At 71.0% G+C, this 15,634-nt stretch carries 16 protein-coding genes; 10 read left to right on the top strand and 6 right to left on the bottom strand.

All coding sequences use genetic code 11. From position 1 onward, the window contains the following. The first annotated feature begins 9 nt into the window (after window positions 1–9). The 3 genes from ssuD to AC1Q7O_RS19250 are packed head-to-tail and all read left to right on the top strand — an operon-like array spanning window position 10 to window position 2,740. Window positions 10–1,182 carry an FMNH2-dependent alkanesulfonate monooxygenase gene (gene ssuD / locus AC1Q7O_RS19260; RefSeq protein WP_492657480.1) on the top strand — a complete coding sequence of 391 codons (1,173 nt, stop codon included), beginning with the start codon at window positions 10–12 and terminating at the stop codon, window positions 1,180–1,182. Between the two features lie 2 nt (window positions 1,183–1,184). Next, entirely contained in the window at window positions 1,185–1,949 is a 765-nt protein-coding gene (ssuC, locus tag AC1Q7O_RS19255) for an aliphatic sulfonate ABC transporter permease SsuC (protein WP_492657481.1), read from the top strand. A gap of 2 nt (window positions 1,950–1,951) precedes the next feature. Further along, the gene (locus tag AC1Q7O_RS19250; RefSeq protein ID WP_492657482.1) at window positions 1,952–2,740 is read left to right on the top strand and encodes an ATP-binding cassette domain-containing protein; all 789 of its coding nucleotides are present in this window, start codon (window positions 1,952–1,954) and stop codon (window positions 2,738–2,740) included. Here AC1Q7O_RS19250 and AC1Q7O_RS19245 read toward each other — a convergent pair. The 4 genes from AC1Q7O_RS19245 to AC1Q7O_RS19230 form a co-directional block, all read right to left on the bottom strand. Then, entirely contained in the window at window positions 2,737–4,218 is a 1,482-nt protein-coding gene (locus AC1Q7O_RS19245) for a tripartite tricarboxylate transporter permease (RefSeq protein WP_492657775.1), read from the bottom strand. The genes AC1Q7O_RS19250 and AC1Q7O_RS19245 overlap by 4 nt on opposite strands. A gap of 16 nt (window positions 4,219–4,234) precedes the next feature. Further along, window positions 4,235–4,747 carry a tripartite tricarboxylate transporter TctB family protein gene (locus tag AC1Q7O_RS19240; RefSeq protein WP_492657483.1) on the bottom strand — a complete coding sequence of 171 codons (513 nt, stop codon included), beginning with the start codon at window positions 4,745–4,747 and terminating at the stop codon, window positions 4,235–4,237. A gap of 159 nt (window positions 4,748–4,906) precedes the next feature. After that, window positions 4,907–5,869, bottom strand: coding sequence for a tripartite tricarboxylate transporter substrate binding protein (locus AC1Q7O_RS19235; protein ID WP_492657484.1), 963 nt, complete (start codon window positions 5,867–5,869; stop codon window positions 4,907–4,909). A 154-nt stretch (window positions 5,870–6,023) separates the two neighbouring features. Continuing rightward, window positions 6,024–7,043, bottom strand: coding sequence for a porin (locus AC1Q7O_RS19230; protein ID WP_492657485.1), 1,020 nt, complete (start codon window positions 7,041–7,043; stop codon window positions 6,024–6,026). A gap of 126 nt (window positions 7,044–7,169) precedes the next feature. Here AC1Q7O_RS19230 and AC1Q7O_RS19225 point away from each other — a divergent pair, with 126 nt between their 5' ends. Genes AC1Q7O_RS19225 through AC1Q7O_RS19215 form a run of 3 tightly spaced genes read left to right on the top strand, consistent with a single transcriptional unit; the run spans window position 7,170 to window position 10,394 of the window. Continuing rightward, window positions 7,170–7,853 (top strand): response regulator transcription factor, encoded by a 684-nt coding sequence (locus tag AC1Q7O_RS19225; RefSeq protein WP_492657486.1) that lies wholly within the window; start codon window positions 7,170–7,172, stop codon window positions 7,851–7,853. Further along, complete coding sequence (locus AC1Q7O_RS19220; RefSeq protein ID WP_492657487.1) at window positions 7,846–9,267, top strand: sensor histidine kinase; 1,422 nt, start codon at window positions 7,846–7,848, stop codon at window positions 9,265–9,267. The genes AC1Q7O_RS19225 and AC1Q7O_RS19220 overlap by 8 nt, the downstream gene beginning before the upstream one ends. A gap of 23 nt (window positions 9,268–9,290) precedes the next feature. After that, window positions 9,291–10,394: an MBL fold metallo-hydrolase gene (locus AC1Q7O_RS19215; protein WP_492657488.1), complete on the top strand. Its 1,104-nt coding sequence runs from the start codon at window positions 9,291–9,293 to the stop codon at window positions 10,392–10,394. A 33-nt stretch (window positions 10,395–10,427) separates the two neighbouring features. On the opposite strand, the gene AC1Q7O_RS19210 is transcribed toward AC1Q7O_RS19215, so the two are convergent. Beyond that, window positions 10,428–10,640: a hypothetical protein gene (locus tag AC1Q7O_RS19210; RefSeq protein WP_492657489.1), complete on the bottom strand. Its 213-nt coding sequence runs from the start codon at window positions 10,638–10,640 to the stop codon at window positions 10,428–10,430. A gap of 66 nt (window positions 10,641–10,706) precedes the next feature. Between AC1Q7O_RS19210 and AC1Q7O_RS19205 the strand changes: the two genes are divergently transcribed. From AC1Q7O_RS19205 to AC1Q7O_RS19195, 3 genes are read left to right on the top strand one after another with little or no spacing between them, the layout of a single operon-like run. Further along, on the top strand, window positions 10,707–11,045 hold the full coding sequence (locus AC1Q7O_RS19205) for a thioredoxin domain-containing protein (protein WP_492657490.1): 339 nt from the start codon (window positions 10,707–10,709) through the stop codon (window positions 11,043–11,045). Between the two features lie 35 nt (window positions 11,046–11,080). Next, a complete protein-coding gene (locus AC1Q7O_RS19200) occupies window positions 11,081–12,598 on the top strand; it encodes a glycine betaine ABC transporter substrate-binding protein (protein WP_492657491.1) in 1,518 nt (505 codons plus the stop codon). Then, complete coding sequence (locus AC1Q7O_RS19195; protein ID WP_492657492.1) at window positions 12,595–13,404, top strand: substrate-binding periplasmic protein; 810 nt, start codon at window positions 12,595–12,597, stop codon at window positions 13,402–13,404. Before AC1Q7O_RS19200 ends, AC1Q7O_RS19195 begins: the two co-directional genes overlap by 4 nt. Before the next feature lie 16 nt (window positions 13,405–13,420). On the opposite strand, the gene AC1Q7O_RS19190 is transcribed toward AC1Q7O_RS19195, so the two are convergent. Beyond that, a complete protein-coding gene (locus AC1Q7O_RS19190) occupies window positions 13,421–14,437 on the bottom strand; it encodes an MBL fold metallo-hydrolase (RefSeq protein ID WP_492657493.1) in 1,017 nt (338 codons plus the stop codon). 129 nt (window positions 14,438–14,566) lie between these two features. Here AC1Q7O_RS19190 and AC1Q7O_RS19185 point away from each other — a divergent pair, with 129 nt between their 5' ends. Then, a complete protein-coding gene (locus AC1Q7O_RS19185) occupies window positions 14,567–15,520 on the top strand; it encodes a LysR family transcriptional regulator (protein WP_492657494.1) in 954 nt (317 codons plus the stop codon). The last annotated feature ends 114 nt before the right edge of the window (window positions 15,521–15,634 follow it).

Raw genomic sequence — 15,634 nt, 5'->3', positions numbered from 1 at the left:
AGTGCCCGCATGAAGATCTTCTGGTTCATCCCCACCCACGGCGACAGCCGCTACCTCGGCAGCTCGCGCGGCGCTCGCGTGGCCGACCATGCCTACTTCAAGCAGATCGCCATCGCCGCCGACAGTCTCGGCTATGAAGGCGTGCTGCTGCCCACCGGCCGCTCCTGCGAGGACTCGTGGATCGTCGCGGCCAGCCTCATCGACGCGACCAAGCACCTGAAGTTCCTCGTCGCGCTGCGGCCCGGCCTCGTCGCGCCGTCGCAGAGCGCGCGCATGGCCGCCACGCTGGACCGGCTGTCGGGCGGGCGCCTGCTCGTCAACCTCGTGACCGGCGGCGACCCGGACGAACTGGCCGGCGACGGCCAGTTCCTCGGCCACGCCGAACGCTACGAGCAGTCGGCCGAGTTCATCCGCATCTGGCGCGAACTGCTGAGCCGCTCGCACGACGGCACGCCGCTGGACTTCGACGGCGCACACCTCAGCGTGAAGGGCGGCAAGGTGCTGTACCCGCCCATCAACCGCCCCTACCCGCCGGTGTTCTTCGGCGGGTCCTCCGGCCCGGCGCACGACCTCGCCGCCGAGCAGGTGGACACCTACTTGACCTGGGGCGAACCACCTGCCGACGTCGCGAAGAAGCTGGCTGATGTGCGCGAACGCGCCGCCGCGAAGGGCCGGCAGTTGCAGTACGGCATCCGGCTGCACGTCATCGTGCGCGAGACGGAGGACGAGGCCTGGCGCGCGGCCGCCGAGCTGGTGTCGCAGCTGGACGAAGCCACGGTCGCCACCGCCCAGGCCAAGTTCAAGACGATGGACTCGGTCGGCCAGCGCCGCATGGCCGAGCTGCATGGCGGCCAGTTCGACAAGGCCAACGTGCGCGCCGGGCTGGAGATTGCGCCCAACCTGTGGGCGGGCGTGGGCCTGGTGCGCGGCGGCGCGGGCACGGCCCTCGTCGGCAACCCGCAGCAGGTCGCGGACCGCATCACCGAGTACGCCGACCTCGGCCTGGAGTACTTCATCCTCAGCGGCTACCCGCACCTGGACGAAGCACACCGCTTTGCCGAGCTGGTGTTCCCGCTGCTGCCGCTGGGCGTGCGCGAGAAGCTGACGGCGCCGGCGCTGACCGGGCCGTTCGGGGAAGTGGTGGCCAACAGCTACGTGCCCAAAGCGGTTGCCGCCTCCTGAGCATGCTGCGTCGCCTAACCCCCTGGCTGCTGCCGGCTGCCATCCTCGTCGCGTGGGAGATCGCGTCACGCACGGGCTGGCTGTCTGCGCGCATCCTGCCGGAGCCCGCCGCCGTGGCCACCGCGTTCTGGACGCTGCTGCGCTCCGGCGAGCTGGCGCATCACGTCGGCGTCAGCGCGGCGCGCGCGTTCTCGGCGCTGGCCGTCGGCGGCGGGCTGGGCCTGGTGCTGGGCCTGTTGACCGGCACCTGGCGCCACGCCGAGGCGTTGCTGGACACGACGCTGCAGATGCTGCGCAACATCCCGGCGCTGGCGCTGATCCCGCTGGTCATCCTGTGGTTCGGCATCGACGAGGCGGCCAAGCTGGTGCTAGTGTCCGTGGGCGTGTTCTTCCCGGTCTACCTGAACACCTTCCACGGCATCCGCAACGTCGACCGCGACCTCATCGAGATGGCGCGCAGCTACGGCCTCGGCGGCTGGCAGCTGTACAGGCAGGTCATCCTGCCCGGCGCGCTGCCGTCCATCCTCGTCGGCCTGCGCTTCTCGCTGGGGCTGATGTGGGTGCTACTCATCGTCGCCGAGACGCTGTCGGCGCAGGCCGGCATCGGCTACCTGACGATGAACGCCCGCGAGTTCCTGCAGACCGACATCGTGCTGGTGGGCATCCTGCTGTACGCGCTGCTGGGCAAGCTGGCTGACGTGGTCGCGCGCGCGCTGGAGCGGGCGTGGCTGCCCTGGCATCGAGGCTATGCGGCCGAAGGAACCTGACGATGTGGCTCACCGAGTTCGACACCCCCGTGCTGCCGCGTGACGCCGTGGCCAACGATCCCCCTGCACGCGCCACCTCGCACGGCCTGGCGCTGACGCTGCGCGGCGTCGACAAGTCCTTCGGCACCCGGCACGTGCTGCAGAACCTCGACCTCAACGTCGCGCCCGGCGAGTTCGTCGCGCTGGTGGGCCGCAGCGGCTGCGGCAAGAGCACGCTGCTGCGCCTCATCGCGGGGCTGGACGCGCCCTCGGCCGGCGTCGTCGACGCCGGCGCGACGCATGAACGCCGGCTGATGTTCCAGGATGCGCGGCTGCTGCCGTGGAAGCGCGTCGTCGACAACGTCGCGCTGGGACTGGCGGGCCGCGACGCCAGGGCCCGCGCGATGGAGGCGCTGGCCCAGGTGGGCCTGGCCGGCCGCGGCGACGACTGGCCGGCGACGCTCTCGGGCGGCCAGCGTCAGCGCATGGCGCTGGCCCGCGCGCTGGTGCACCGCCCGCGCCTGCTGCTGCTGGACGAGCCGCTGGGCGCGCTGGATGCGCTGACGCGGCTGGAGATGCACCGCCTCATCGAGCAGCTGTGGCAACGTCACGGCTTCACGGCACTGCTGGTGACGCACGACGTCGCCGAGGCCGTCGCGCTGGCCGACCGCGTGCTGCTCATCGACCGAGGCGGCATCGCGCTGGACGCGACGGTCACGCTGCCCCGCTCGCGCTCACGGGCGGCGCCGGGGTTCGCCGAGCTGGAAGACCGGGTGCTGAGACACATCATCGGGCACCCGACAAGCACCTAACGACGCATCAGCTTCCACACCCGCGGCACCACCAGCACGGCCACCAGCAGCGCCAGCAGGCCCTGCGACAGCGGCCGCTCGATGAACACGCTCCAGTGGCCGCTGCCGATGGACAGCGCGTTGCGGCCCTGGGCTTCGGCCAGGGGCCCGAGGATCATGCCGACGACCACCGGCGCGGTCGGGAAGTCGAAGCGCCGCATGACGACGCCCACCAGGCCCAGGCCCAGCATCAGGAACAGGTCGAACGCGCTCTGGCGCATGCCGTACACGCCCACCGTCGCGAAGATCAGGATGCCCGCGTACAGCTGCGGCTTGGGGATCTTCAGCAGCTTCACCCACAGGCCCACCAGCGGCAGGTTCAACACCAGCAGCATCACGTTGCCGATGTACAGCGACGCGATCAGCGCCCACACCAGCGCCGACGACGTCGTGAACAGCTGCGGGCCCGCCTGGATGCCGTAGTTCTGCAACGCGCTCAGCAGGATGGCGGCGGTCACCGAGGTCGGGATGCCGAGCGTGAGCAGCGGCACCAGCGTGGCCGTCACTGCGGCGTTGTTGGCGGCCTCGGGGCCGGCCACGCCTTCGATGGCGCCGGTGGTGCCGAACTCTTCCTTGTGCGGGCTGAGCTTGCGCTCGACGGCGTAGCTCAGGAAGGTCGGGATCTCCGAGCCGCCGGCCGGGATGGTGCCGAACGGGAAGCCGATGGCCGTGCCGCGCAGCCACGCGGGGATGGAGCGCTTCCACTCCGTCTTCGTCATGTGCACGCTGCTGAGCTTGTTGATCTCGGACTTGCTGCGGCCCTCGTACAACGCCATGTAGAGCGTCTCGCCGACGGCGAACAGGCCCACGGCCACCAGCACCGTCTCGATGCCGTCCATGAACTCGGGCACGCCGCCCGTGTAGCGCACCTGGCCGGTGATCTGGTCCAGCCCGATGAGGCCCATGGCCAGGCCGATGAACAGCGCCGTCATGCCGCGCAGCGTGCTCTTGCCCAGCACGGCGCTGACGGTCGTGAACGCCAGCAGCATCAGCAGGAAGTACTCCGGCGGGCCCAGCGTGACGGCGAAGTCCGCCACGACCGGCGCGAACAGCGTGACCAGCACCGTCGCCACCGTGCCGGCGACGAACGAGCCGATGGCCGCCGTGGCCAGCGCCGCGCCGGCGCGGCCGCTCTTGGCCATCTTGAAGCCCTCCAGCGCCGTCACCATCGTGCCGGTCTCACCCGGCGTGTTGAGCAGGATGGAGGTGGTGGAGCCACCGTACATCGCGCCGTAGTAGATGCCGGCGAAGAAGATCATCGACGCGGTCGGCTCGACCTGCGACGTGATCGGCAGCAGCATGGCCACCGTCACCGCCGGGCCCAGGCCCGGCAGCACGCCGATGCCGGTGCCGATGACGCAGCCGAGGAAGGCCCACAACAGGTTGATGGGCGTGCCGGCGGCGGCAAAGCCGCCCATCAGCTGGTTCCAGAGATCCATCATGATCGGCCGCTCCTCACAGCCAGCCGCTGGCCGTCAGGCCCGGCAGGTTGATGGCCAGCAGCTTGCTGAACATCCAGAACACCGGCGCCGCGATGGCCACGCCGGTCAACAGGTCGATGGCGCTCTGCTTCGCGGCACCACCCGGCTTGCCCTCCGCCATGCGCAGCCCGCGCACGGCCAGCGCAAAGCACAGGCCGCAGGCGAGGATGAAGCCGATCGTCGTGATGAGGCTGGCGTTGGCGACGACGCCGGCCACCACCCACGCCACGGCGCGCCAGTCGCCGCGTTCGGCGCCGGACGGTGCTTCCATCTCTCGGTAGCCGCCCGTGCGCGCCTCCCACACCAGCCAGCCGCCACACACCATCAGCACGACGGACACCAGCCACGGCAGCGCGTTGGGTCCCACGCCGGCATAGCCGGCATCGGACGGGATGAACGTGGCGCCGAACGCCATGACGGCGCCGACGACGAGGACGCCAAGGCCGACCAGCGTCTGGCTGGCGGTGGAAGGATTCACGCTGCTCATGGAGCCGCCTCCGTGTTTGTATTGGGCCGAGCGCCGGGCCGCCCCAAGCCGGCCCGTCTGGCGATGTGCTTGGCGGTCGATCCGCCAAGCATCGCCGTCCCCTCGGGGGACCGACCAGGCTTGCCGGCGTCCAGCCGACGCAAGACTGGGCGAGGGGCTTCAGATCATTCCGCTCTTCACCATGATGGCGCGCAGCGTCGCGAACTCACGGTCGACGAAGGCATCGAACTCGGGCCCCGCCAGCAACGCCGGCGTCCAGCCGTTCTTGTCGACGGATTCCGCCCAGCTCTTGCTCTTGGTGGCCGCCACGACGAGGTCGGTCAGCGCCTTGCGCTGCTCGGGCGTGATGCCCGGCGGCGCATAGACGCCACGCCAGTTGCCGATCTCCACATTGATGCCCAGCTCCTTCAGCGTCGGCGCGTTCACGCCCTTCAGGCGCTCCGGCGACGTGACGGCCAGCGCGCGCATCTTGCCGCTCTCCAGGTAGGGCTGGAACTCGCTGAAGCCGCTGCCACCGATGGTGACGTTGCCGCCCAGGATGGCCGCCGTCGCCTCGCCACCGCCGCGGAACGGCACGTAGTTGATCTTGGCCGCATCCACGCCGACGTCGCGGGCGATCATGGCCGCGGCGACATGCTCGGTCGCGCCGCGCGAGCCGCCGCCCCACTTCACGCTGCCGGGGTCCTTCTTCAGCTGCTCGATGACGTCCTTCATCGTCTTCAGCGGCGAGGCCGCGTGGACGACGAACACGTTGTATTCGCTGATGAGGCGGGCGATGGGCGTGGCCTGCGACAGGCTCACCGGCGGCTTGCCGCTGATGATGCCGCCCAGCATGACGGCGCCCATGACCATCAACGCGTGCGGGTCGCCCTTGCTGGCGTTGACGAACTGGGCCAGGCCCAGCGCGCCGGCGGCACCGCCCTTGTTCTCGAACTGCACGGACGACGCGACGCCCGCATCCTGCAGCGCCTTGCCCAGTGCACGGCCCGTGGTGTCCCAGCCGCCGCCGGGGTTGGCGGGGATCATCATCTTCATCGGCACGCCGGACGCGCTGGCCGTGAGCGGCAGCGCGCCGGTGGCAGCCAGCGCCGCCAGGGACTTGAGGAAGGTGTCGCGACGCATGGTTGTCTCCTTTGACGTCATCAGTGAACTCGCGGGCCGAGCGCCGGGCCGCTCCCAAGCCGGCCCGCTCTGGCGATGTGCTTGCGGCTCGAAGCCGCAAGCATCGCCGCCCCCTCGGGGGGCCGGCCAAGGTACTCCTTGGACGAGGGGCCTGTCAGAACGAGTGATAGATGCCGGCCTCGATGCCGCGCGAGTCGTCACCCAAGGCAATCGCCGATCCACCGGGGATCAGGAAGCGGCCCGTCTTGCTATTGTTGACCTGCGAGAACGTCGTGTAGAGCGACGTGCGCTTGGACAGGTTGTGCACGTAGCCGATGGCGTACAGCTTGCCCGTGTAGTCCTCGCCATTGGCGCTGTTGCGCGAATGCGCGTTGACGAAGCTGGCGCGGACGATGCCGCTGCCCACTGCGTAGTGCGCGCCGATGACGACGTTCTTCTGCTCGCGCGTCGTCTGCTTGCTGTTGTGCACCAGGCCCAGCAGCTTGAGCGCGCCGAGCGTGTAGCTGCCGCCCAGGTTGACAACCTTGAACTTGTCGCCTGCCGCGGTGTTGGTGGTCTCCGACACGCCCAGTGCGACGTCCAACCCGTTGCCGGCCCAGCCCAGACGCGCGCCGACGTAGCGGCCCGTCGATCCCTCGCCCGCCGCCACCATGGCCTGGCCGTAGACGCCGCCGAGGCCGTCGGGCAGGAAGTAGCCCACCGAGTTGTCGGAGCGGATCACCGTCTTGGACGTGGCCGACACACCGTCGAAGCCGTAGACCAGGTTGCTGGCCGCGCCCACGCCGTTGGTGCCGAAGGCGTTGAACTTGCTGATGTTCCAGAACGTGGGCGTGTAGTCGCGGCCCAGGCGCAGCTCGCCGGCATCCTTGCTGGCGAGGCTGACCGTCGCGCGGCGGCGCCAGTCGCCACCCGAGCCGACGTCGGGGCCGATGGCGCCTTCCAGGTGGAAGCTGGCCGTCAGCCCGTCGCCCAGGTTCTCCTGGCCGCGAAAGCCGATGCGGCTGGTCTGCATGCCGTCGATGCTCTCCAGGTTCAGCGTCTTGCTGCCGTTCTTGATGCGCTGCACACCGACGTCGAGCACGCCGAAGATGGTCACGCTGGAGGCCTGGGCCGCGGCCAGTGTGGCGGTGCCCGCCAGCAACGCGGCGACGAGCGCCTTCGCTTGGAAGTTCATGGTTGTCTCCTGTTTATGACTTATGGGAGCCGCCATGTTTGAAAGCCAGGCTGTCAATCCGCTGTCCAACGCGTCGGGGTAAACCTCAAGCTCCGGCCCCGCTCGCTGCAGTGCTAGCGTGTCGCCATGAAGTTGCTGGTCATCGAAGACAACGCCGCGATGCAGACCACGCTGCAGCGCTCCTTCGAGCGACGCGGCTTCAAGGTGGTCATCTGCGACGACGGCGCGAAGGCGCTGGGCCGCTGGCGCGCGGCCGTGCCCGACGTCGTATTGCTGGACCTGTCCATGCCCGGCCTGGACGGCCTGGAGGTGCTGGCCCAGGCGCGCGCCGAGGGGCTGACGACGCCCGTCATCATCATCACGGCCCGCGGCACGCTGGGCGACAAGATCCTGGGCCTGAACACCGGCGCCGACGACTACCTGCCCAAGCCCTTCGACCTGGACGAGCTGGAAGCCCGCATCCGCGCGCTGGTGCGCCGCCAGGGCCAGGCCAGCGAGGGCTTCCGCACCGTCGAGGCGCCCAGCTTCTGCGGGCTGCGCGCGGACGCCGACAGCGGCGCCGTCTACCACCACGGCCAGCCGCTGGACCTGCCGCCGCGCGAGGCGGCGCTGCTGCGCGCGCTGCTCGTGCGGCCGGGTCAGGCGGTGGCCAAGGATCGGCTGTTCGAGCTGGTGTTTGCCGACGCCGCCGACGCCCAGCCCGATGCCATCGAGGTGGTCGCGTACCGACTGCGCAAGCGGCTTGCCACGACAGGCGCCAAGCTCGTCACGTTGCGCGGCCTCGGCTACATCCTCCAGGCCGATGACTGAGTTCCGCCAGCGACTGGCCGGCCTGTCCATGCGCGCGCGGCTGCTGTGGGGCATCCTGCTGCCGGTGGGCCTCATCGTGGCCATCAACACCGTGAGCCTGTACCGCGACACGCTGCGCGCCGTGGACACCGCCTACGACCGCACGCTGCTGGCCTCGGCCAAGGCCATCGGCGAGCTGCTGGGCGTGGACGGCAGCGGCGAGCAGGCCCGGCTTGTGGCCGCCGTGCCCTACGCGGCGCTGGAGGCGTTCGAGACCGACAGCCGCAGCCGGCTGTACTTCCGCGTGCTGGGCTTCAAGGGCGAGATGGTGTCGGGCTACGATGACCTGCCCACCTGGCAGGGCAAGCTGCCCGACCAGGGTGCCTACCCGGCGCTGGTGGACTTCTACGACGACCACTACCGCGGCGAGCCGGTGCGCATGGCCGTGCTGCTGCAGCCGGTGTCGGGCCAGACCGGCATGGGCCTGGCCACCATCCAGGTCGCCGAGACGCTGGCGCTGCGCCGCAGCCTCGCGCGCCAGGTGCTGCTGCACACGCTGTGGCGGCAGGCCGCGCTGCTGGCCATCATCGCCATCGTCGTGTGGGCAGTCGTGCAACGTGCGACACGCCCGGTGCGGGAACTCAGTGCCGCGCTGCGCGAGCGCGATGCCGACGACCTCAGCCCGCTGCAGGCGCCGGGCCTGCCGGCCGAGTTGGCACCGCTCATCGTCGCCACGAACGACGCGCTGGCCCGCCAGGCCCGGCTGCTGGAGCACCAGAAGCGCTTCGTGCGCGATGCCTCCCACCAGCTGCGCACGCCGCTGGCCGTGCTGAAGGTGCAGGTGCAGTCGGCCCGCCAGGGCGACGTGGAGCCGCAGCAGGCGCTGGCCGAGATCGACACCACGGTGGCCCGCGCCACGCAGCTGGCCACGCAGATGCTCGCACTCGCCCGCGCCGAGCAGATGCGCCAGCAGCGCGACGACATGCCCGTGCTGGACTGGGCCGACATCGTGCGCGCGATGGCGCTGGACCTGGCGCCGCTGATTGCCAAGCAGCGGCTGGACTTCGACATCCACACCGAAGCTGCGCCCATCGCCAGCCACGAATGGGCGCTGCGCGAGCTGACGCGCAACCTGCTGCACAACGCGATCCAGCACACGCCGGCCGGCGGCCGGCTCGCCATCGCGCTGACGGTGCAGGCCGGTTCGGCGCGGTTGCTGATCGCGGACGGCGGCCCGGGGCTCACGCCCGAGCAGCAGCAACGCCTCTTCCTGCCGTTCGCCGTCGGCGAGGGGGGCGAGGGCTCGGGGCTGGGACTGGCCATCTGCCAGGCCCTGGTGCATTCGCTGGGCGGACAGATCACGCTCGTCAACCGGCTGGACGACGGCCGCATCGCCGGGCTCGACGCACGAGTAGACCTGCCCCTGCACACCTGAACCCCCTCGAGCACACTGCCCGCATGCGCACGCTCCCCCGCCTTCTCAGTGTTCTCGGCCTTGCCGGACTTCTCGCCACGCTGCTGCTCGCAACCGGCTGTGCCAGCAGCAGCGGTGACTGTGGCTCGCCCTACGGTGCATCGCCCCAGTTCAGGAACTGCGCGTTCAACAACCCGCCCAATCCCGCCGCGCCACCGAGCGCCAGCGGGTGGGCCATCTGGTCCCGGTTCCTGTTCGGCAGCAAGGTCGGCACGGTGCCAGTCGACGCGATTCCCGTGCAGCCCCTGCCCCCCACGCAGCTGGACGCGCTGGATCCGCATGCCAACCACATCGTGCGGCTGGGCCATTCGTCGCACCTGCTCAAACTGCAGGGCAAGTTCTGGCTCATCGATCCCGTCTTCGGGGAGCGCGTGTCACCGGTCAGCTTTGCCGGCCCCAAGCGCTTCCATCAGCCGCCGCTCGCGCTGCAGCAGCTGCCCGCCATCGAAGGGCTGATCCTGTCGCACGACCACTACGACCACCTCGACGTACCCACCATCGAGTACCTCGCGCAGCGCGTGCAGCGCTACTTCGTGCCGTTGGGCGTCAAGGCGCGGCTGGTGGGCATGGGCGTGCCGGCCGAGCGCGTGCAGGAGTTCGACTGGTGGCAGGCCACCACGCACGCCGGCGTGACCGTCACCGCCACCCCGGCACAACACTTCTCAGGCCGCACGCTCACCGACCGCAACAGCACGCTGTGGGCGTCGTGGGCCCTGGAAGCCGGCGGCCAACGGCTGTTCTACAGCGGCGACTCGGGCTACTTCGACGGCTTCCGGCAGATCGGCGAGCGCTTCGGTGGCTTCGACCTGGCGCTGATGGAAAACGGTGCCTACGACACCTACTGGCCCGCCGTTCACATGACGCCCGAGCAAACCGTGCAGGCCTTTCAAGACCTGCGCGGCAAGGTGCTGTTTTCCGTGCACAACAGCACTTTCGACCTCGCCTTCCACACCTGGCGCGACCCGCTGGACCGCATTGCCGACCTGACGGCCTCTCGCGGCATCGAACTCGCCACCCCCGAGATCGGCGAGGTGCTGACCGTCGGCCAGCCGCGTCGCAATCAGCGGTGGTGGGCCGCGCTGAAGTGAGCCCGTGTGCCGGGTGCCGGCGCGGCGAACGGCTCAGTCAAACGGGAGTCCGTTCCCGGTCAGCAGGTCGCGCGCCTGGGCGTCACCGCTGCCCGCCGCAGCCTGCAGCAGTTGCACGGCCCGTGCCTCGTCGACCGGCATCGTCTCGCCGTCAAGCAGCAGACAGGCCAGCAAGTACGCCGGCGCCAGCGTGGCCAATTGCAACCGCGGGTCGAAGCGGGTGTCGTTGGACGGGCTGCCGCGCATGCCGCGAATCTGCCGGATGACCCCGCCTGCGGGCGCCGCAAGCCGCCCGTGGCACCATGTCGCCCCATGCCCCTCCACGTCGCCTGCCTCTGCGCCGCCTGGTGCCGCACCTGCGAGTCCTACCAGCAAGTCTTTGAAGCCGCCTGCGCCGAGCTGCCGCAGGCCGGGCTGCAGGTGCGCTGGATCGACATCGAGGACGAGGCCGAGCTGATCGGCGACCTGGACATCGAGACCTTCCCGACGCTGCTGATCGCCGACGCCGAACATGTGCGCTTCGCCGGCCCGCTGACGCCGCAGCCGGAAACGCTGAAGCGCATCCTGCGTGCGCACCTGGCCGACGCGACACCGGCGCGGGTGGAGCCGGCCTACGCCGAGCTGGCGCAACGGCTCAGGGCCCCAGGCTGACGCAGCGCCGCCCGCGTTGAGGCAGGATGGCCGCCATGACCTCGCTGCTGCTGCGCCTCGCCCTGCTGGCCTGCGCCCTGCTGGCTGCCGGCCCGCTGCAGGCCCAGCCGCTGAAGGTGGGCTCCAAGCGCTTCACTGAAAGCTATCTGCTCGGCGAGATCGTCAGCCAGACGCTCGTCGCGCAGGGCATCCCCGCCGAGCACCGCCAGGGCCTGGGCAACACGGCCATCCTGGCCGCCGCGCTGCGCGAGGGGCAGATCGACGTCTACCCCGAGTACACCGGCACCATCGTGCGCGAGCTGCTCAGGCGCGAGGCCGGCGCCGACGCGCAGGCGCCGCTGGCGCAGATCAACACGTGGCTGCGGCCGCTAGGCCTGAAGGCCGCGGTGCCGCTGGGCTTCAACAACAGCTATGCGCTGGCGATGCGCGAGGCCGACGCGGCGCGGCTGGGCATCGCGACGATCTCCGACCTTGCGGCCCGCGCCCCGGCGCTCAAGCCCGGCCTGTCGCACGAGTTCATCGCTCGCGCCGACGGCTGGCCCGCGCTGCGGCACGCCTACGGCCTGGCGCTGGAGGCCGGCGCCGGGCTGGACCACGGCCTGGCCTACCAGGCGCTGGCCGGTGGCCAGGTGGACCTCATCGACGTCTACACGACCGACGCACAACTGGCCCGCCAGCCGGTGCGCGTGCTGAAGGACGACCGGCAGTTCTTCCCGCGCTACGACGCCGTGCTGTTGATGCGCGCGACGCTGGACGAGCAGCCGCTGCAGACCTTGACCGGGCGCCTGCCGCAGGCGCGCATGATCCAGCTCAACGCGGAGGCCGAGCTGGAGGGGCGCCCGTTCGACGCCGTGGCGCGCGGCTTTCTGCAGGCAGCGCCGGCGCAGGCCCAGGCCCAGGGGCTGACGGCACGTCTGCTGGCGCCCGACCTGCCGCGCCTGCTGGCCCAGCACCTGGCGCTGGTGCTGGGGTCGTTGCTGCTCGCCGTCGCGCTGGCCGTGCCGCTGGGCATCGCCGCCCACCGCCTGCCGCGGCTGGCCGCGCCGGTCATGGCGGTGGCCGGCCTGCTGCAGACCCTGCCGTCGCTGGCGCTGCTGGCCTTCCTGATCGCGCTGCTGGGGCGCATCGGCTTTGTGCCGGCGCTGCTGGCGCTGTTCGTCTACGCCCTGCTGCCCATCGTGCGCAACACGCACGCGGGCCTGCGGGGTGTGCCCGTGGGGCTCACGCAGGCCGCCCAGGCGCTGGGCCTGACGCGCGGCCAGACGCTGCGCGCCGTTGAGCTGCCGCTGGCGCTGCCCACGCTGATGGCCGGCGTGAAGACGGCCGCCGTCACCAACGTGGGCACGGCCACCGTCGCCGCGTTCGTCGGTGCGGGCGGGCTGGGCGAGCGCATCGTCGCCGGGCTGGCCGTCAACGACAGCGCGCTGATGCTGGCCGGCGCGTTGCCGGCCGCGGCGCTGGCGGTCGTCGTGCAACTGGTATTCGACGGGATGGAGCGCCGCATCGCACCGGTTCACAATCGCCCCAAAACAAGTTGGGACCGAGGGGCATGAACGCAACGAGGCGATCAGGCATGTGGGTGCTGGGGCTGCTGGCCGCAGGCGCGGCGCAGGCCGGTTGCTCGCGCGTTGTCGACGTGCCCGTGGCGCCCATCGGCGTCAGCGTGCGCTTCGAGCAGGGCCGCGCCCAGGGCATCTACCCGACGCTGCTGCGCGAGATCGCCGCGGGCACGGCCTGCCAGCTCTCGATGCAGCAGGTGCCCCGCGCGCGCCAGCAATCCATGTTCGATGGCGGCCAGGCCGACGTGCTCATTCCCGCGTCGGCCACGCCGGCACGCGACGCCAGTGCCGAGTTCGTGCCGCTGATCCAGGTGCGCGCCAGCCTGCTGACGCTGGACGGCGAGGCCGCGGTGCCGCGCTCGCTGGCGGAGCTGGTGGCCCTGCCCGACTACAAGCTGGTGGTCGTGCGCGGCTTCTCGTTCGGCGCGGCCTATGACGCCGCCATCGCCACGCTGCGCCAGCGCCAGCGCCTCGTCGAGGAGGCCGACCCGGCCGGCGTCGCCCGCGCGCTGCGCCTCGGGCTGGCACCGGCCACCGTCATGACGGCCTCCATCCTCGTGGGAACGTTGGCGACGGAGCCCGACCTGTCGCCGCTGCTGAAGCGGCTGCGCGTGGAGCCGCTGGAGGAGCTGGGCTGGAACGCCAGCGGCGTGTACCTGTCGCGCCGCCTGGGCGAGCCCGAACGGCGCCTGCTGCGCCACGCCTTCGGCCAGGCTGGCCGCGCAGGGCGCGTCTGGCAGCTGTTCAACGAGTACCACCCGCCGGGCAGCCTGGGCGGCAGCATCCGCCCGCTGCCCTGAAGCGGGAGGCGACGCCTCAGCGCACCTGGCTGCTGTAGTCCAGCGGCACCCAGGTCCAGCCCTTGCCGGCCTGGCGCAGCCGGCCCACGCCGGGGAAGTTGAAGTGCGTCACCGCCACCAGGCTGCCGCTGGCGGCCAGCTCGGCGAACACACGGGCGCGCGTCTGCGCGGCCTGCGGCTCGTCGGTGTCGAATGCGATGGTCACCTCGGGCGACACCAGCTGCACGGACGCGACGTGGATCAGGTCGCCGATCAGCATCAGCCGCTGGCCCTGGCTCTCCACGGCATAGATCGCATGGCCGGCCGTGTGGCCGTGGGCCGCCATGGCGCGGATGCCCGGCACGATCTCGCCGTCGCGCTCGAAAGGCTGCAAGCGGCCGGCCTGCACATAGGGCGCCAGCGAGGCCTGCGCGCCCTGGAAGAAGCCCTTCTGTTCCTTGGGCGCGGCTTCCGCGTGGGCCTTGGACAGCCAGTAGTCGGCATCGGCCTTGTCGGCATGCACCGTGGCGTTGGGGAACACGCGCTGACCGCCGGCCGCGAGGCCACCGACATGGTCGGGGTGCAGGTGGGTGATGAGGATGTCGTCGACCTGCTCGGGCTGGTAGCCGGCCGCGCGGATCTGCGCCGCCAACCTGCCCAGCGTGGGGCCGAACAACGCGCCGGCGCCGGCATCCACCAGCACGAGGCGGCTGCCCGTGTTGATGAGCCAGGCGTTGACGGAGGTCTCCAGCGGCGCGGTCTGGAAATGCTGCTTCAGGCCCTCGGCGACGCGGCCCGCCGGTGCATGCAGCAGCTGGTCCACCGGCAGCGCGACGGTGCCGTCGCTCAGCGAGGTCACCTCGACGCTGCCCACCATCAGGCGGTACCAGCCGGGCGCCTGCGTCTTGAGCTGCGGCGCAGCAGCGCTGGCCGGTGCCGGCAGGCTGGCGAAGGCGAGGCCGGCCAGCGCCAGCGCGGAGGCGATGGCGAGGCGGCCGAGGGCCGTGCGGCGGCTGCGGGAGGGCGTCGGGAAAGGAGTGGCGTGGGAGGTCATGGCGGCTTTCGGGTCGATGCGTTGAAGAAGCGGTGTTCGTGACACGGAGCGCATTGTTTTGTTTTGCGTTTCACAGAACAATCACATCAAACGCAAACGCCATTTGCGAAATACGCAAAGACGCCAACAATGATCGAAGCCCTGGACACCTTCCTCGCCGTTGCCGCGCACGGCAGCTTCTCGGAGGTCGCGCGCCGGCAGGATGTGGCCGTGTCGTCCGTCACGCGCAAGATCGACGCGCTGGAGGCCGAGCTGGGCAGCCGGCTCTTCCACCGCAGCCCGCGCCGCCTGGCGCTGACCGACGCCGGTGAGCAGTTCCTGCCGCGGGCGCGCAACATCCTGGGCGAACTGGCGGGCGCCAAGGAGGCGCTGCAGGCCGGCGACGGCGAGCCGCGCGGCCTGCTGACGGTGACGGCACCCACCGTGTTCGGCCGCCGCCATGTCGTCGGCGCGCTGGCGAGCTTTCTGCGGCGCTACCCGGACATCGAGGTGGACCTGCACCTCAGCGACCAGATCGTCGACCTGTCCGAGCAGCGCATGGACATCGCCATCCGCATCGGCGTGCTGCCCGACAGCGACCTGAGCGCCACGCAACTCGCGCAGGTGCGCCTGGTCACCTGCGCCAGCCCCGCCTACCTGGCCCGCGCCGGCCGGCCGCAGACACCGGAAGCCCTGATGGCGCACGACTGCATCACCGTCGCCACGCCGCCGGCGCCCGGTTTCGTGTGGCGCTATGCCGGCGTCAACCGCAACCAGCCGCTGCCGGTGCGCGGCCGCTACCGCACCGACGACAAGGACGGCATGCTGCAGGCGGCGCTGCAGGGCGTGGGCGTGCTGCACATGGCCACCTGGGTGGTGTGCGACCACCTGCGCTCGGGCGAGCTGGTCGCGCTGTTCCCCGAGGAAGCCACCGCGCCGGTCGCACCCGGCACGCCGGGCATCCACGCCGTACGCCTGCCGGGCCGCAGCCACGCCGCCAAGTCGCGGCTATTCATCGACCACCTGCGCGCCGAGATCGGCGAGGTGCCTTGGTGGGACCGGCTGCTGCAGGCGGATCGCCTGGCGTCGCCTCAGGCCGCGTGATCGAGGACGAGGCTACGGCTGCCTGATCGCGGGTCCTCAATACCCGTTCGAAGATCGAATGGGGCGCTCGCCCGTGGGCCAGCCCGAACGCGCAGGCTGCCGCCGGCATGACCA

The sequence above is a fragment of the Roseateles sp. GW823-FHT07B05 genome (assembly GCF_058794515.1).
This window is presented reverse-complemented; position numbering and strand designations above follow the sequence as displayed.

Excerpts from the sequence above, each read along its gene's own strand:
- ssuD (WP_492657480.1), top strand. The coding sequence starts at position 10 with ATGAAGATCTTCTGGTTCATCCCCACCCACGGCGACAGCCGCTACCTC.
- ssuC (WP_492657481.1), top strand. The coding sequence starts at position 1,185 with ATGCTGCGTCGCCTAACCCCCTGGCTGCTGCCGGCTGCCATCCTCGTC.
- AC1Q7O_RS19250 (WP_492657482.1), top strand. The coding sequence starts at position 1,952 with ATGTGGCTCACCGAGTTCGACACCCCCGTGCTGCCGCGTGACGCCGTG.
- AC1Q7O_RS19245 (WP_492657775.1), bottom strand. The coding sequence starts at position 4,218 with ATGGATCTCTGGAACCAGCTGATGGGCGGCTTTGCCGCCGCCGGCACG.
- AC1Q7O_RS19240 (WP_492657483.1), bottom strand. The coding sequence starts at position 4,747 with ATGAGCAGCGTGAATCCTTCCACCGCCAGCCAGACGCTGGTCGGCCTT.
- AC1Q7O_RS19235 (WP_492657484.1), bottom strand. The coding sequence starts at position 5,869 with ATGCGTCGCGACACCTTCCTCAAGTCCCTGGCGGCGCTGGCTGCCACC.
- AC1Q7O_RS19230 (WP_492657485.1), bottom strand. The coding sequence starts at position 7,043 with ATGAACTTCCAAGCGAAGGCGCTCGTCGCCGCGTTGCTGGCGGGCACC.
- AC1Q7O_RS19225 (WP_492657486.1), top strand. The coding sequence starts at position 7,170 with ATGAAGTTGCTGGTCATCGAAGACAACGCCGCGATGCAGACCACGCTG.
- AC1Q7O_RS19220 (WP_492657487.1), top strand. The coding sequence starts at position 7,846 with ATGACTGAGTTCCGCCAGCGACTGGCCGGCCTGTCCATGCGCGCGCGG.
- AC1Q7O_RS19215 (WP_492657488.1), top strand. The coding sequence starts at position 9,291 with ATGCGCACGCTCCCCCGCCTTCTCAGTGTTCTCGGCCTTGCCGGACTT.
- AC1Q7O_RS19210 (WP_492657489.1), bottom strand. The coding sequence starts at position 10,640 with ATGCGCGGCAGCCCGTCCAACGACACCCGCTTCGACCCGCGGTTGCAA.
- AC1Q7O_RS19205 (WP_492657490.1), top strand. The coding sequence starts at position 10,707 with ATGCCCCTCCACGTCGCCTGCCTCTGCGCCGCCTGGTGCCGCACCTGC.
- AC1Q7O_RS19200 (WP_492657491.1), top strand. The coding sequence starts at position 11,081 with ATGACCTCGCTGCTGCTGCGCCTCGCCCTGCTGGCCTGCGCCCTGCTG.
- AC1Q7O_RS19195 (WP_492657492.1), top strand. The coding sequence starts at position 12,595 with ATGAACGCAACGAGGCGATCAGGCATGTGGGTGCTGGGGCTGCTGGCC.
- AC1Q7O_RS19190 (WP_492657493.1), bottom strand. The coding sequence starts at position 14,437 with ATGACCTCCCACGCCACTCCTTTCCCGACGCCCTCCCGCAGCCGCCGC.
- AC1Q7O_RS19185 (WP_492657494.1), top strand. The coding sequence starts at position 14,567 with ATGATCGAAGCCCTGGACACCTTCCTCGCCGTTGCCGCGCACGGCAGC.